Origin of the sequence: Vibrio glycogenivorans, assembly GCF_051660965.1 — a bacterium.
In the GTDB taxonomy this organism is placed as follows: domain Bacteria; phylum Pseudomonadota; class Gammaproteobacteria; order Enterobacterales; family Vibrionaceae; genus Vibrio.
The window spans coordinates 1-14730 of the sequence record NZ_JBPVIS010000012.1 but is presented as its reverse complement, the minus strand read 5'-3'; the positions used below and the strand labels follow the sequence as shown (position 1 = coordinate 14730).

General features: G+C 48.6%; 14 protein-coding genes. 8 read left to right on the top strand and 6 right to left on the bottom strand.

Annotated features, from left to right (window positions below; translation table 11 throughout):
• Positions 1-8: 8 nt before the first annotated feature.
• Positions 9-290: a hypothetical protein gene (locus ACSTTG_RS19365; protein WP_438475863.1), complete on the bottom strand. Its 282-nt coding sequence runs from the start codon at positions 288-290 to the stop codon at positions 9-11.
• A gap of 579 nt (positions 291-869) precedes the next feature.
• On the opposite strand from ACSTTG_RS19365, the gene ACSTTG_RS19360 reads away from it, so the two are divergent.
• The 7 genes from ACSTTG_RS19360 (at position 870) to ACSTTG_RS19330 (ending at position 8217) form a co-directional block, all read left to right on the top strand.
• A complete protein-coding gene (locus tag ACSTTG_RS19360) occupies positions 870-2804 on the top strand; it encodes a PhoX family protein (protein ID WP_438475862.1) in 1935 nt (644 codons plus the stop codon).
• Positions 2805-2931: 127 nt separating this feature from the next.
• Complete coding sequence (gene modA / locus ACSTTG_RS19355) at positions 2932-3705, top strand: molybdate ABC transporter substrate-binding protein (RefSeq protein ID WP_438475980.1); 774 nt, start codon at positions 2932-2934, stop codon at positions 3703-3705.
• Between the two features lie 125 nt (positions 3706-3830).
• Complete coding sequence (locus ACSTTG_RS19350; protein ID WP_438457293.1) at positions 3831-4349, top strand: lactoylglutathione lyase family protein; 519 nt, start codon at positions 3831-3833, stop codon at positions 4347-4349.
• 222 nt (positions 4350-4571) lie between these two features.
• Positions 4572-4796, top strand: coding sequence for a hypothetical protein (locus ACSTTG_RS19345; protein ID WP_438475861.1), 225 nt, complete (start codon positions 4572-4574; stop codon positions 4794-4796).
• A gap of 191 nt (positions 4797-4987) precedes the next feature.
• On the top strand, positions 4988-6367 hold the full coding sequence (locus ACSTTG_RS19340) for a serine hydrolase domain-containing protein (protein ID WP_438475860.1): 1380 nt from the start codon (positions 4988-4990) through the stop codon (positions 6365-6367).
• A gap of 522 nt (positions 6368-6889) precedes the next feature.
• Positions 6890-7807 carry a phospholipase A gene (locus ACSTTG_RS19335; protein WP_438457296.1) on the top strand — a complete coding sequence of 306 codons (918 nt, stop codon included), beginning with the start codon at positions 6890-6892 and terminating at the stop codon, positions 7805-7807.
• 143 nt (positions 7808-7950) lie between these two features.
• On the top strand, positions 7951-8217 hold the full coding sequence (locus tag ACSTTG_RS19330; RefSeq protein ID WP_438457297.1) for an EF-hand domain-containing protein: 267 nt from the start codon (positions 7951-7953) through the stop codon (positions 8215-8217).
• A 102-nt stretch (positions 8218-8319) separates the two neighbouring features.
• Here the strand turns inward: ACSTTG_RS19330 and ACSTTG_RS19325 are convergent, their stop codons facing one another.
• The 5 genes from ACSTTG_RS19325 to ACSTTG_RS19305 all read right to left on the bottom strand — a co-directional run bounded on the left by ACSTTG_RS19325 (position 8320) and on the right by ACSTTG_RS19305 (position 13763).
• Positions 8320-8919 carry a CAP domain-containing protein gene (locus tag ACSTTG_RS19325; protein ID WP_438457298.1) on the bottom strand — a complete coding sequence of 200 codons (600 nt, stop codon included), beginning with the start codon at positions 8917-8919 and terminating at the stop codon, positions 8320-8322.
• Positions 8920-9169: 250 nt separating this feature from the next.
• The gene (locus ACSTTG_RS19320) at positions 9170-10162 is read right to left on the bottom strand and encodes an ABC transporter permease (RefSeq protein ID WP_438457299.1); all 993 of its coding nucleotides are present in this window, start codon (positions 10160-10162) and stop codon (positions 9170-9172) included.
• A gap of 9 nt (positions 10163-10171) precedes the next feature.
• A complete protein-coding gene (locus tag ACSTTG_RS19315) occupies positions 10172-11167 on the bottom strand; it encodes an ABC transporter permease (RefSeq protein ID WP_438457300.1) in 996 nt (331 codons plus the stop codon).
• Positions 11168-11177: 10 nt separating this feature from the next.
• A complete protein-coding gene (locus ACSTTG_RS19310) occupies positions 11178-12707 on the bottom strand; it encodes a sugar ABC transporter ATP-binding protein (RefSeq protein WP_438475859.1) in 1530 nt (509 codons plus the stop codon).
• Positions 12708-12803: 96 nt separating this feature from the next.
• Positions 12804-13763, bottom strand: coding sequence for an ABC transporter substrate-binding protein (locus ACSTTG_RS19305; RefSeq protein WP_438475858.1), 960 nt, complete (start codon positions 13761-13763; stop codon positions 12804-12806).
• 369 nt (positions 13764-14132) lie between these two features.
• On the opposite strand from ACSTTG_RS19305, the gene ACSTTG_RS19300 reads away from it, so the two are divergent.
• Complete coding sequence (locus ACSTTG_RS19300) at positions 14133-14669, top strand: HAD family hydrolase (protein ID WP_438475857.1); 537 nt, start codon at positions 14133-14135, stop codon at positions 14667-14669.
• Positions 14670-14730 lie beyond the last annotated feature (61 nt).

Here is a 14730-nt window from a genome sequence, read left to right as displayed (position 1 = left end):
GTTGTTTCTCACGATTCGTTTAACAGCTCGATGATATCGACCTGCGATAAAATAAGGGTCTCTTCACCCGTGTCGTCATCACCATGGCAGGTGCGCAGCAAATCCACTTTGGTGGTTTCGGCAGGCCAGCCACTAAAGTGCGCGGCTTTACCCCCATCTTCTAATGGCGCCATCTCACGCAGCGGGATACGCTGCTGCCAGTCGTGCTCTTGGTCACGCAGCACAAAGCAGTCGTCGGGTTGATCGCCTTCAAATGGGCGGTAGGACACGATGTTGATATTGACTCTCACGTTTGGGCGCTGGCTAAGTCATGATCTGAAACAGCGTAGGTTACCCTGGCTGTACTTGCAGTGGGGTATAAGGTATCTGACCGAAAGGTATATCCGCTGCGAAGGGAAAATTGTTCATAACGTCCTGAATAATAGTTACTTTAAACGATTTAAAACTTAGCAAATTAGCACAGGCCGGCTATGTTATGGCAATTCTGTAGCCAGTGAAAATAGAGGAATGGATAGGCATAATCACTTAAATTCTATAATTATGATGCTGCTCCAGAAAATGAGTGCATTGTGCTCGGCAATTCCCATTCAATTGGCCTGAAAAATACTGTTTTTTAGCAGGTTAACTATCTATATCCGGTTTCTTTGCGGGTGTGCAGTGCGGGTAGGTTGAGGAGTAATACGGTCATTCAGTGCGGATATAGGACTGAAGCCCGCGTAAGGAGCTTTTATGACATTATCAGTTATCAAGCGCCAATAGTGAGATAAAAATGCTAATGAGATGTAATTGACTTGTCATCTATTCTCTGCAGACTAAATCCAAACATAAATCAAACTGATTTTGGTCATTGAGATCATGGAGGAAGCGATATGAGTTCCAGAGAGCAAAGCCGCTGTAAACACCCTAATCCTTGCAAAGATCAAGGCATCGACCAACGCCCATTAGAGCAAGAGCCGGAGTTCAATCGATTTGTAGAGGCCGCCTTATCGCGCCGCGGGTTTCTTATGGCAACCGGTGCGCTCGGTAGTGTTGCGTTCTTCGGGGCCACTCCATTGAGCCAAGCGGTGGCAAGTGCCGTCGCCAGTCCATCAACTCTGATGGGATTTGAGGGGATTGCTATCTCGACCAAGGATAGTGTTGAAGTTCCAGCTGGCTATCGAGCGGATGTGCTTATCTCTTGGGGCGATGCGGTAGTGAAAGGCGCACCAGCATTTGAGCAAGGTAATGACGCACAAGCGCAGGCACTTCAGTTTGGCGATAACAATGATGGGATGACCTTCTTCTCACTTAGTGACGACCGCGCTGTGCTTGCCGTCAATAATGAATACACCAACAATGAGTACCTTTATCCTCATCAAGGTCAGTCAATCAGCCGTGATGATGCTTTTAAGGCGCAAGCGGCGCATGGGGTATCGATTGTTGAGTTGAGCAAACAAGACGGCACTTGGCGCGTCAATCCAAATGGTCGGCTAAATCGCCGCATAACCGCCAATACTGAGATGGACATTACCGGACCCGCAGCGGGGCATGATCTGCTCAAAACCAATGCGGACAAAAGCGGACGTAAGGTGCTGGGTACCTTTAACAATTGCGCTAATGGTGAGACGCCATGGGGAACCTACCTCACCTGTGAAGAGAACTTCAACGGCTATTTTGCTAATCCGAGTAAGGCAAAACTTGCAGACACTTATGCTCGCTATGGACTTAATGAGCAAGACCGTGGCTATGAATGGTATAAACACGATAGCCGCTTTGATATGGGCATAGAGCCCAACGAGGCGCATCGTCATGGTTGGGTGGTGGAAATTGACCCGATGAATCCAAATTCAACGCCGAAAAAGCGCACGGCATTGGGGCGCTTTAAGCATGAGAACGCGGCGTTAATGGTTGATAAAAGTGGCCATGTTGTGGTGTACCTTGGCGACGATGAGCGGGGAGAGCATCTGTATAAATTTGTCTCCAAGAATAAGTATCGCCCGGGAGCCGACACTAATCGTGATCTGCTTGAAGAGGGAACACTCTATGTTGCCAAATTCACTGGAACCGAGGGCGAGTTAAAGGGTCAGGGGCAGTGGATAGAGCTAACCTGGGGGAAGAACGGGCTCACACCTGAGAACGGTTTTGCAGATGCTGCGTCGGTGATGATCTTCGCCCGTCAAGCGGCAACACAAGTTGGGGCGACCACCATGGACCGTCCAGAGTGGGTCGCGGTGCACCCGCAACACGACTCAGTCTTTGTCACTCTGACCAACAACAAGTATCGCGGCGTGAGAGACAACCAACCGCTTAATGCCGCAAACCCACGCGAGAAAAACCCCTATGGGCATATTGTTCGTTGGCGACCTGCTGGCGGAGACCATACCTCTGAGAGTTTTGCATGGGATATCTATGTATTAGCGGGCAATCCCACTGTCCATGAATCGGGTTTGATGGCAGGCAGCGACAACATTACAGCAGATAATATGTTTAACAGCCCTGATGGTATTGGTTTTGACCGCTTTGGTCGTCTGTGGATTCAAACCGATGGCAAGTATTCAAATCAAGGTGACTTTGCTGGGATGGGTAACAACCAAATGCTGTGCAGCGATCCCCAGAGCGGAGAGATCCGCCGCTTTCTCACCGGTCCTATTGCTTGCGAGATCACCGGATTGACCTTCTCACCTGATAATTCGGCGATGTTTGTTGGCGTACAGCACCCAGGAGAGGATCTCGCGCCATCTCACTTCCCTGATGGTGGTCAGAGTATTCCTCGCTCTTCGGTGTTGGTAATCACTCGTGAAGATGGCGGAATTATTGGCGCTTGACGATTATACTATCGGGCAATATAAAACAGCTAAAACCCTGTGTAAGCAGGGTTTTAGCTGTTTTAGAGCGCTAAAAACCGTGACAAGTGATAGACTTAACGTAATCAGATAACGGAACTGGGTGAGTATGTTAGTGCGTTGGTTAATCACGATGTTGTGTTTGGTGTCGTTGCCTGTTGTTGCCCAGCCAAGTATTACGGTATTCGCAGCGGCCTCGATGACAGAAGCGCTGGATAAGGTAGCGAAGCAGTTCGAGCAGCAAACCCAGATTAAGGTCAAGCGCTCATACGCATCCTCATCGGTACTCGCTCGACAAATTGCGCAAGGTGCACCCGCTGATGTGTTCATCTCGGCCAACGTACGCTGGATGGACTACCTCTCTGAGCTTGGGGCGATAGAGCAAGACTCTGTGACCCCCTTAGTGCAAAATCAATTGGTGGTGATCATGCCCAATCAATTGGCGGTATCTGTTGCTGATCTCAAGGCCGACAATACGTTTGAGACCCTGCTGCAAGGCACACACTTAGCGGTCGGCGATCCGCGCCATGTGCCGGCGGGTATCTATACTCAACAAGCGCTGCAATCACTGGGCATTTGGACCCATCTCAAGCCACGTTTAGCGCGAGCTAATAGTGTTCGATCCGCACTGCTGTGGGTAGAGCGGCAAGAGGCGAGGGTGGGTGTGGTGTATAAGACTGATGCTCTGGTTTCCAAGCGGGTCGAAATAATCCATCAAATTCCCGCTTCAAGTCACGATCCGATTGTCTATCCCATCGCTAAAGTCACCCATTCGCGCAGCGACGCTACAGAGCAAACAGAGCGAGATGCATTTTTTAACTATTTAACCGGTGAGCACGCAAAGGGAATCTTTAGAGAGTTCGGTTTTCTAGTTGCCCAATAGGTGGCGTGCTTGGCGTTTTGCTATCTTTGCTTCGAATCTCGTCACTCACCGCCCGCGACATTTTTAATCATCAACTATCCTTTGTGCGTATCAATACTCGTTTCACAACACAAGAGGATAACTAGATGAGCAACCCCGCAAATACTAATCCGACTTATCCACGCACCTTCAGTCATATTGGCATATCTGTCCCCGACCTAGAGGCCGCAGTCACTTTCTATACCGAGGTTCTTGGTTGGTACTTGATAATGAAACCGACCGAAATCGTTGAGGATGATTCACCGATAGGCGAGATGTGCACGGATGTTTTTGGCTCTGGCTGGAATAGCTTTAAGATTGCTCATCTGGCAACGGGTGATCGTATCGGCGTCGAGATTTTCCAGTTTGAAAATGCACAAAACCCGGAAAACAATTTTGAATACTGGAAGACGGGTGTGTTTCACTTCTGTGTTCAAGACCCGGATGTTGAGGGTCTGGCGGAGAAAATTGTCGCGGCTGGTGGTAAGAAGCGAATGAAAGCGCCGCGCTATTACTATCCGGGTGAGAAGCCGTATCGGATGATCTATATGGAAGACCCATTTGGCAACATTTTAGAGATTTATAGTCACAGTTATGAGCTGACTTATAGCGCTGGTGCATATTAACTAAACTACATTTGGGTCGGAGCAGTCTGTGCGCTCCGACTTTTATCTATCCTACCCTGATTTGTTTTTTCCACTCAATTTCAGACCTTGATGCCTCAGCCTCGATTAGAGTCTGTGCTGATGTCGTGATATGACCTATATGTTCTCGGACCTAGTCGGCAAAATGCACAGCATTACCGATGAGTTTGCCTTGCAAAGGCAGTTGTAAAGATAGGTCAAAGCATGAAAAAAATCAGACTTGGCACTTATGTTGATACCAATAATAAGCTCTGGCAGACCCTATATGCTTATGGTGCGGAGCGCATTCAAATGTCAGCGCCGATCATCAAGCGAGCAGCACTCAAGCAAGGTGTGACTGTTAAGACTCACTCGCCTGAACTCAGCGCACGATACAAAACCGTCAATCTATATCCAGTGGCATTTCTCGATTCCTTGCCTCGCGCATGATTTCTTTCCTAGTGCATGATTTCTTTCCTATAGCATGAACTAAAGCGGCATGGGCGTTTCCGATAGTGATAGCTCATTGACCTGTGCCGCTTTTTTCTGTTTTTTGCCCAAAGAGTTAAGCCTGAATAAGCCTTGAATGGTTGACCACCCTATTTTTCACCCCTTTATTCAAGTGTAAGAAAGGAACATAGATGAAAGTAAAACTATTAGCCATCAGCGTCACTTTGATGATTTCCTCACAGGTGAGCGCAACTTTGCCTGCGGCGATGGAGCAACAGTTAAAACAACCCGGCGCCGATGTCACTTTCGATGTCGAGAGGGCGAAAAAGCCATTCAGCCCAGAATTTGCCAGCGAAGCCAAGCAAGCATTTGATAACTTCCATTTACAGATGGGGGGTGATCATGCCGTGTATTACAACGGGCACCTGACCGAGATCTTACCATCAGCGCTGGCAAGGCCCAACGAGCACTTTCAGCCATTGGTGCGCAATATCAACCCGAGCATTGGCACGATAAAAACCGAGACTGGGCAGGGGATGCTCTCGCTTGATGAGTATTTGGTTAACCCGGTGTTTCGCACTCAAGCGCTGATTATGATCCACAAAGGCCAGGTGGTTTATGAGTCATATCCGGGCATGAATCAACACGACCGCCATGTTTGGTATTCATCATCCAAGACCACCGTAGGCTTGGTGCTTGCGATGCTGGTGCAGCAAGAGAAGATCGACTTAGATAAAACGGTTCCTGAGTATATTCCTCACCTGAAAGGCTCAAAGTGGGACGGCATCACGCTGCGCAGTGTCGCGAATATGACCACAGGGCTGGATAACGAGGAGAAGTTCGAATCCATTTTGCAGCCAGATTCGGCCGTGGTGCGGTATTTTGCTTCGATCACAGGCTCTCCGCGCGCATCAACCGGTGAATTTGAAAACTGGCTCATGGATGTCGCCCCAGATCAGCAAGCGCTCAAGGGTGAGCAGCAAGGCGATGTCTTTCGTTACGCATCGATTAATACCAGTATCTTGGTGGAAGTCATCGAGCGTGTTGAGGGCAAAACCTGGTCAAAGATCTTTGAAGACAAGGTTTGGTCAAGGCTCTATGCGCGTGAGCCAATGACTATCGCCTTATCACCAGAGGGGCACGCCTTACCCGTTGGCCTAGTGCAAACCACGCCAGAGGATATGGCCCGCTTTGCCACACTGTTCACCCCAAGTTGGCAAGCTGTCGCGTCTGAGCAAGTGGTAACACCGTCAGTGATTGCGCAGATACGACACGAGGTGGACTCTGCGCGTTACATCGGATCATCCAAAGAAGGATCGTCTGTTGGGCTGTTTAATGAAGCAGCACTGGGGAATGGTTACCAATTTGACTTTATTTTTGCCGATGGAGCGATTGCCAAAAGCGGTAACATGAATCAGATGATTTATATGGATTATGACCGCGACTTCGCCGCAATTTCATTTGCCACTAGCCCTTACCATTCGGGCTATGGAGAGAGCAAAGCACCAGCATATATGCGTTTAGCCGCTCAATACCTCAACGGCGAGTTATTTATCACCCAACAAAAATAAAGAGGGAATATATTACCTAGGAGCGGGGACAGCTTACGACAAGGCCATTTATTGACAACCGATTAATTCCTATTTGGTCAGCCAATATCCCCATAATCCAATTACTGAGCAAAGCTCGCTTACACACAGCGAGCTTCCACCTCCCGCACTACCCCCACGCCAAGTAAGGCGAAGGCTATCCCAAAGCCTCACACCCCAAAAAATAAGGGCAGAGAGCAACTTATACTTCATTTCTGTAAGCAAGCAGTCCCCACAAGTGATCAAATCCTCGCTACTCGTAGGGCAAAGCCCGACCCCGAACCTCGCCCCTGCTCTAACCCGAACCTCGTTCCTGATTTTACCTTGACAGCTTTCAAATTGACTACCACGCTAAATATATAAGGTCTAAATACAATATTATCAAAAATATAACTGACGTCAGGTAAATCATAACAAAGCTAAATCCGCCCTACGTGAACGCAGGGAATCACGAAAATAACTACAATACGAGGTATTGCTGTGAAATGGGTATTGCTAATAATAATGGTTATTTCGCCCCATGTGATGGCGCAGTCGCAGTGTCATTTAATTGATGATGATGCACAGCGACTAGCGTGTTATGACCAAACTCATCACAATAAAGGCACTGCCGAGCCGATGGATGATACACGTTTCGGTGATATGTCATTTAACCAGGTTGTAGATTATTACAACGACAGGGATGTGTTTAAACTCACTCCGCATCGTGCGAATTATATTTTGCCTTTCTCCTATAACTCATCACCCAATCAAGAGGATTGGTCACTTTATTGGCGTAACTCTGAGCTGGATGATTTTGAAGCAAAATTTCAAATTAGCGGTAAGCTGAAAATATGGAAAGATATCTACAGCGATTGGGATCTCTGGCTGGCATATACCCAAACATCTTGGTGGCAAATCTATAATGGTGAGAACTCAGCGCCAATTCGAGAAACCAATTACAGCCCTGAGCTGATCCTCAGCACGTACCCCAATGTCTCGCTGCTCGGGTTTGATTTAGTTCAGGCAGACTTTGCGTTTGTCCATCATTCTAATGGTGAAGATGGGCCTTTTTCTCGCAGTTGGAACCGGCTCTATACCAACCTAGAGTTCACCCGCGACAAATACGTTATTGCCTTCAAGCCTTGGTATCGCATTCCTGACCCTGAGCTTCGAGATGACAACCCCGATATCGAAGACTACATGGGCTATGGTGAAATTGTGTTTGGATATCGTAACAATGGGGCGCTATATAGCCTGCTTTTGCGCAATAATTTGACCAGTGATGGCCAGGGAGCGGTTGAGCTTAACGTTGCTTATCCATTGTTTGATAAAGTGAAAATCTACGCACAGTACTTCTATGGATATGGCGAGAGTTTGATTGATTACGACCACAGAGTGAATCGCTTTAGCTTAGGTATCTCGTTGTTTGACTTGTTGTAGTTGATGACTTCTATCCAACAGATGAGGACTTTACTCAGTTGGTGGGTGAATAGTTTTAACAGGAAACTTTCTTTATTGAGTCGCTAAAATGAGCTTTCGTTGCTTAACTGATAGAGCTGTAATTAAGCATTGAGGATCACGTTATGAACAAAGTTTCTACCCTTTTGGCTATCGCCTACCTAGGGGCCGTACTCAGTCCGGTCGCGCTTGCTAACCAACCACCACGTCAGCCCCCCTCATTCGATGAGCTCGACGCCAATGGTGACGGGCAACTGAGTCGAGACGAGGTCAAGGGACCGCTGGCTGAGCATTTTGATAGCCTAGATGCCAATGGTGATGGGTTTTTATCTCAAGACGAGTTACCAGAGCCGAGAGGGATGGGCAAAGGTGATATGAAAAAAGAATACTAAGCAATAGCTTTGCGGGGAGAGGGTGACCACTTTAACTAGATGTGTGGTCTTTCCCCGCTGGCCAACAACCTTTTTGACAGTCAAGGGTAATAGAATCAAGCGTTATAAAGGCGCAGCAAATACTTGCGTCCAATAAATACCGTAAGTCGTATCAGGGTTTTCAACAAACGCCGCACCTAACTCCGTAACGCTGGTGCGCATGATATTTTCACAATGACCAGGGCTGCTAAGCCACGAGGCCATCACGGCATCAATATCTTTTTGTCCGGCGGCGACATTTTCTGCCCACGCCGACGCTCGATATCCCGTATCAGAGATTCTATCACCTACTGAGCTGTTATCTGAGCCGGTATGGCTGAGAAAATTGCCATTTGCCATGTCGCTAGAGTGTCTTACCGCTGCAGATTCTAGGTCGTAACTCCAGGTCAGTGCAGGTGCGGCAGGCATGCTTTTATCCCCGCAGTCACGGGCTTGTTGGCGCGCTTGGTTGACCGCAAACAGCATTTGCTGAGCAAAATCCTCATCAGGGTCTGGTGCTGGGTTATTGTCATCGCCAGGATTGGTATCGTCATCTGGATTAGTTCCGTCACCCGGTGTGTTGCCATCGTCAGGAATTTGACCTGAATCCGATGTACCAGAGCCGCCAGACCCACAGCCGATGAGTACCAAGGTCGGCAATAACAGTAGAGGAACAAGTTTCATCATACACCTTAGATTTATACTGTGATAACAACGCTAGGCTTGGCATCAAAGTGAGAAGCCGATAGCTTAAGCGGTGTCACTATACGAAGTCACAGCAAGGTTGTTCAATATGCAACCAATGGGCAGATGCTGTAAATGACAAAAGATTGACAGTATTAACTGCCGTGTGGATTGGAATGATGGAAGAAATGGTGGATTTGATGGGTAGTGATTTCTACCCATCTGTGACAAAAGCTATGCTGGGATGAGCTTAGTTTAGTTTGCCTCTCTTCATTTTCTTGAGTACTTCCGCTTGAATGACCAGTACAGCGAGGAGGAACACACCGCGAATAACAGATTGCCAGTAGGTGCTGATGGTAATGATGCCTTTACCGTTTTCAAAGTTAAGGATATTGAAGATCAGCCCCATCAAGATAACCCCAGCAACCGAGGCACTGATCGAACCAAGCCCTCCGGTGAGTAGGGTGCCACCGACCACGACAGAGGCGATAGCAACCAGCTCCCAGCCAATGCCTTCCAAAGGTTGCCCCGCGCCAAAGCTGGCGGCCAAGGTGACACCAGCAAGGCCAGACATCGCGCCGGAAATTAGATAGACGCTGACCAGCGTGCGATTGACATTCAGTCCCATCAGTTTGGCGGCTTCTTGATCCTCACCCACGGCTAGCACCGAACGGCCGAAAGGCATTTTCTCAAGTAAAATCCAAGCGGCAATTGCGACAAGCAGACACACCACCACAGGCCAAGGGATCACATCAAACATGGCGCCCATGCCGTAAACAGTGAAATTTCCCTCCCAAGAGATGGGGACAGAGTGGCGATCGGAGGCAATCAGCGCCACACCGCGCGAAGCCAACATCATCGCCAACGTCGCGATGAAAGGCGCGATTCTTAACCGCACGACCACGGCTGCATTGATCGCGCCGCACGCTAAGCCAGTTAGAGTTCCGACCAGCAGCGCCACCCAAATACCATAAGCACTGACATAGGCGACCAACACACTCGAAAGTGCTACAACGCCACCCACAGACAAGTCGATACCGCCCGTCATGATGACAAAGCACATACCTATTGCGAGCAGGATAAACATCGAGTTATAAGTGAAAAAGCTCGAGATATTATAACCAGACAGGAAATTATCGTAGCGCAGACTGGCAAACACGATCATCACGGCCAACGCAATCCAAACCGCCTCGGTTCTAAGCAGTGGGTGTTGATTTCGCTTAAACAACTTATTGAGTTTCATGATCACCTCCTAGCTTGTGCGCTGATTTCTTAGTTGTAAGTAAATGGCGCAGATAATAATCACTGCCTTGGCCACCATAGCCGCAGAGTCTGAGATACCATTGGCCAAGAGGGTATAGGTCATCAGCTGGATTACCAGAGCGCCAATCACCGCACCGATAACGGGCGCTCGACCGCCAGTCATCACAGTGCCACCGACGACTGCTGCCGCGATGGCATCAAGCTCCATCAAAAGCCCGGCAGTATTGGCATCCGAGGCGGCATTGATCGCGGTGGTAAATAGGCCTGCAAGACCTGCGCAAAAACCGCAAAACCCATACACCACTAACTTGACTTGAAAGGCGGGCAGGCCACACAGCTGTGCGGCCTTATCATTGCCGCCGACCGCGAGTAGATAACGCCCGAGCTTGGTGGTTCTTATGATCCATGACACCAGCAGAGCAATCACAATCAGGATCACGGCTTGCACCGGAATACCTAGCAGTTTCCCTGAGCCAAGGTATTGGAATGCTGGGTTGGTAAAGGTTTGGATATCACCATTGGTCAGGACTTGTGCGATACCTCGGCCGGAGATGAACAAGATCAGAGTGGCGATCATCGGCTGAATTTTATAGTGCCCAATCAAAAAACCGTTGAACATTCCGCAGCAAAACGCCACACACAGGGGAAGAATAATCGCTAAAGCGATCCCTAGTAAGGGGTTGGCAACCCCAAAATCAGACAAAAAAATCAGCGGTGCCAATGCACCGGCCAGTGCCATGACCGCGCCTACTGAGATATCAATTCCACCGCCCCCAGAGGCGATCACCAGACACATACCGATAGCCACTATAGCGATGGGCGCGACTTGGCTAAGGTTGATGTATAGCGTTTGGATCGCAAAGAAGTTGGGGGTAAAAATCGCGTTAATGGTTAACAGTAAAAACAACGCGACCAATGCGCCATTGCTTTTGAAGATATTGAGCACTTTAAGATGGGAGTGTTTGTGATAACTGACAAGTTCCATAATCGTCATCCTAATGGGTCATGGGCTGCTGATCCCTGCCAAGGGCATCGAGGATTGCGCTCTCAGAGATCTGATGGTGGAGTAACTCGCTACCAGAAACCCCCTCTTGCATCATTAAAACGCGATGACAGGTTGCCGATATCTCCTCATATTCAGAAGAGATAAACAGCACCGCCACGCCTTGCTCGGCGAGAGACAGAATCAAATCTTTGATTTCGGATTTCGCCCCCACATCAATACCGCGAGTCGGCTCGTCTAAAATCAGCAACTGAGGATGATTCGCCATCCAGCGTGCGAGTAGGACTTTCTGCTGATTACCTCCAGAAAGTTCTGAAATAGGCTGCTCCATATCAGACACCTTGATGCCAAGGCGCTTGATGTAATCTTCGACCAGCTGTTTTTCGCGCTCTTTATCAATAAAGCCATTGTTTGAGAGTGAGCCCAGCACCACCAAAGACAGGTTTTCCCGCACTGAAAGGTGAGGGATCAGCCCTTCGCGTTTGCGATCCTCAGAGCAAAAGGCGACGCCATGCGCAATCGCTTGTTTTGGGGTATGTAGAGTAAGTGGAGTGGAGTCAATGGTGATTTGCCCCTTGAAATGCACATGGCTGTCAGCACCAAATATTCGCCGTGCCACCTCACTGCGACCAGAGCCAAGTAGTCCAGCTAGGCCCAAGATCTCACCTTGATTGACGCTGAGGCTGACGTTTTTAAGCGAGCCTGAACCAGAGATCGCCTGGGCGGTAATCACGGCCTCCGTGCTAGGGCACTCAGGTGGGCGAGCGCTTTCATCGGCCTCGACGTCCTCGATGCGTTTACCCAGCATCTTCGCCACCATATGCATTTTGGGCATGTCAGCAATAGGGCAGGTCTCCACCAGACAACCGTCGCGCATCACAGAGACTGAATCACAGATCTCAAACAACTCTTCAAGGTGGTGGCTGACATACAGGATGGCGACACCCTTAGCTTTAAGCTCATTGACCACCTTAAACAGGGTCTTCTTCTCCGCTTCATCGAGCGAGGCCGTGGGCTCATCCATGATCAGCAGCTTGGCATTAAACGCGATGGAGCGCGCAATAGCGATCAACTGCTGCACCGCGACATTATAGGTATCAAGCGGCTTGGTCACGTCAATATTCAAGCCCAGCACCTCCACCGCCTGGGTGGCAAATTGATGGCAGGCGGGCCAATCAATCATGCCAAATTTGCGGATCTCTCTGCCGAGCATGATGTTTTCGGTGACCGTGCGGTAGCCAAGCAGATTCACTTCCTGAAAAATGGTACTCATACCGTCAAGCTGGGCTTGATTGGGCGACTTGTATTCTACTTGGCGACCAGCGAAATAAATGCTGCCTTGCTCGAGCGAGTATGCGCCATTCAATATCTTGATCAGAGTCGATTTACCGGCGCCATTTTGACCAATCAACGCTCTGACTTCACCGCGCTCAAGCGATAAAGCGACGTTTTTGAGGGCGGGAATGTGATTAAATGATTTGGAAATGCCGACAACTTTCAAAATCGGAGACTCAGCGTTCATAGTTCGCTCCTTAAACAACCTAGATTTTGGCAACCACGTTCTGGGAACCACGTTCTGGGCCACCGATATCACAGTGACCCAGGGAGGTACCATCAATTAGAAGGCTTCATCGAAGAACTCTGCCGCATTGCTGGCATCAAATAAGCGATCCTCTGTCTTGACCCAGGTCTCGACTTGCTCACCACGTGCATAACGCTGCATGGTTTTACACGCCAATGGGCCAAACTTTGGTGTCGACTCAACAATAAACGCCAACTTGCCATCCATGATCGCTTGGAAACCATCGCGGGTACCATCTTTACCCCCGATAATGATATCTTTGCCGGGCTCGAGGCCTGCCGCTTCAATCGCGCGGATTGCGCCAAGCGCCATTTCATCGTTATGCGCCCAGACTAGGTCGACGTCAGGGTGCGCTTGAAGCAGGGTCTCCATCACGCGGCGGCCCTTGTCGCGGGCGTAGTCACCGGTTTGCGAGGCAACGATTTCCATGTCAGGGTATTTAGCGATCACTCGGTTAAAGCCAATAATATGGTCACGTGATGAGGTCGCTCCAGTTGTGCCCTCAAGTTGAATCACCTTACCTTTACCACCAGAAATCTTCGCTAGCTGCTCAGCAGCTCGTTCGCCTTGCTTGATAAAGTCAGAACCAAGGAAAGTGACGTAGTCTTTGCCCGGTTTAACCACGGTCTCATCGACCTTTCGGTCGACCAAGAAGACCGGGATGCCGCGCGCTTTGGCTTTCATCACGGCAGGGACCAGTGGTTTTTCTTCACGTGGTGGGAGGAAGATAACATCCACCCCTTGCGCTATCATCGAATCGACGTCCGATACCTGTTTTGATGCAGAGCTAGCAGCGTCAGAGATGACTAACTGCCAACCACACTCTTCCGCAACGTCCTTAAAGCTATTGGTTTCGGCAATTCGCCATGGATTATTGTTTTCTGACTGGGCAAAGCCGACTTTGTAGACCTCTTTTTCGGCAAGCGGTGGTGGCGCAGCAATAGCGGCGGTAGAGAGCAGGTAGGCTACACACAAACTGGTGAGTTTTATCTTCATATTGCTTCTCCTTTTGTTCGTTTGATAGGTGTCTTAGTGTTTTTAAGCCAATCAGCTTTTGGTCTTGATAAACGGTTCACTTTCTAACTTAACAATGGGTCACAACATTCAATTGGCAGGGAGGTTGCTTGGGTATATTAGTAACAGGTGTGTATCGATTGGTTTGTGAGTATCGTCTCAAGAATTGGTCATAGGTTGACCACTACCATTAACTGTTATACATATCACCAAAATATATTAAACCAAACGGTGAAATAAATAGCACAACTTAACCAGCGTTAATCTGGACTGGTTAATGATATATTTAAATTAAATATTAATATTCATGATATAAATTAAACCTAAATAACCTCAAAGGAACTGAAGTTGATGCAGCCAGAAAAAATCAAAAATGTCGTGTTTGATATCGGTAATGTGTTGGTACGCTGGGCACCTGAAGAAATTGTCCGCTTGACGTTTGCTGATTCAAAGCAAGCCGACGCGCTCGCTAAGACGTTATTTCACGGCGACATTTGGCTCGATCTTAATCGAGGCTTGATGACCGAAGAGCAGGCTAAGCTCAGGTATCAGCAGCAACATGGCCTGTCACAACTTGAGAGTGAGAAACTGTTTTATTACGTTAAGCAAAGCCTGATTCCGCTTTATGGTTCGCAAGAGTTACTCAGACGGGTCAAACAAGCCGGATACGGCGTGTATGCGCTGACCGATAACGTGCATGAAATCGTGGACTATTTGCAGGTACATTATGATTTTTGGCCGTTATTTGACGGGGCGACCGTCTCTGCAGAGCTAGGGTTACTCAAACCTGAACCGGAGATTTACCAAAGTCTATTAGAGACGCATAGGTTGTGTAGGGCCAAAGTTGTAATGTCACTTTATAGCAAAGTTAAAATGTCTCTTTTTTAGGTTCTACAACTAGCCTCATTCTTGTGTAAACCTGTTTAAGGGATATTGGGATGTTGGTAAC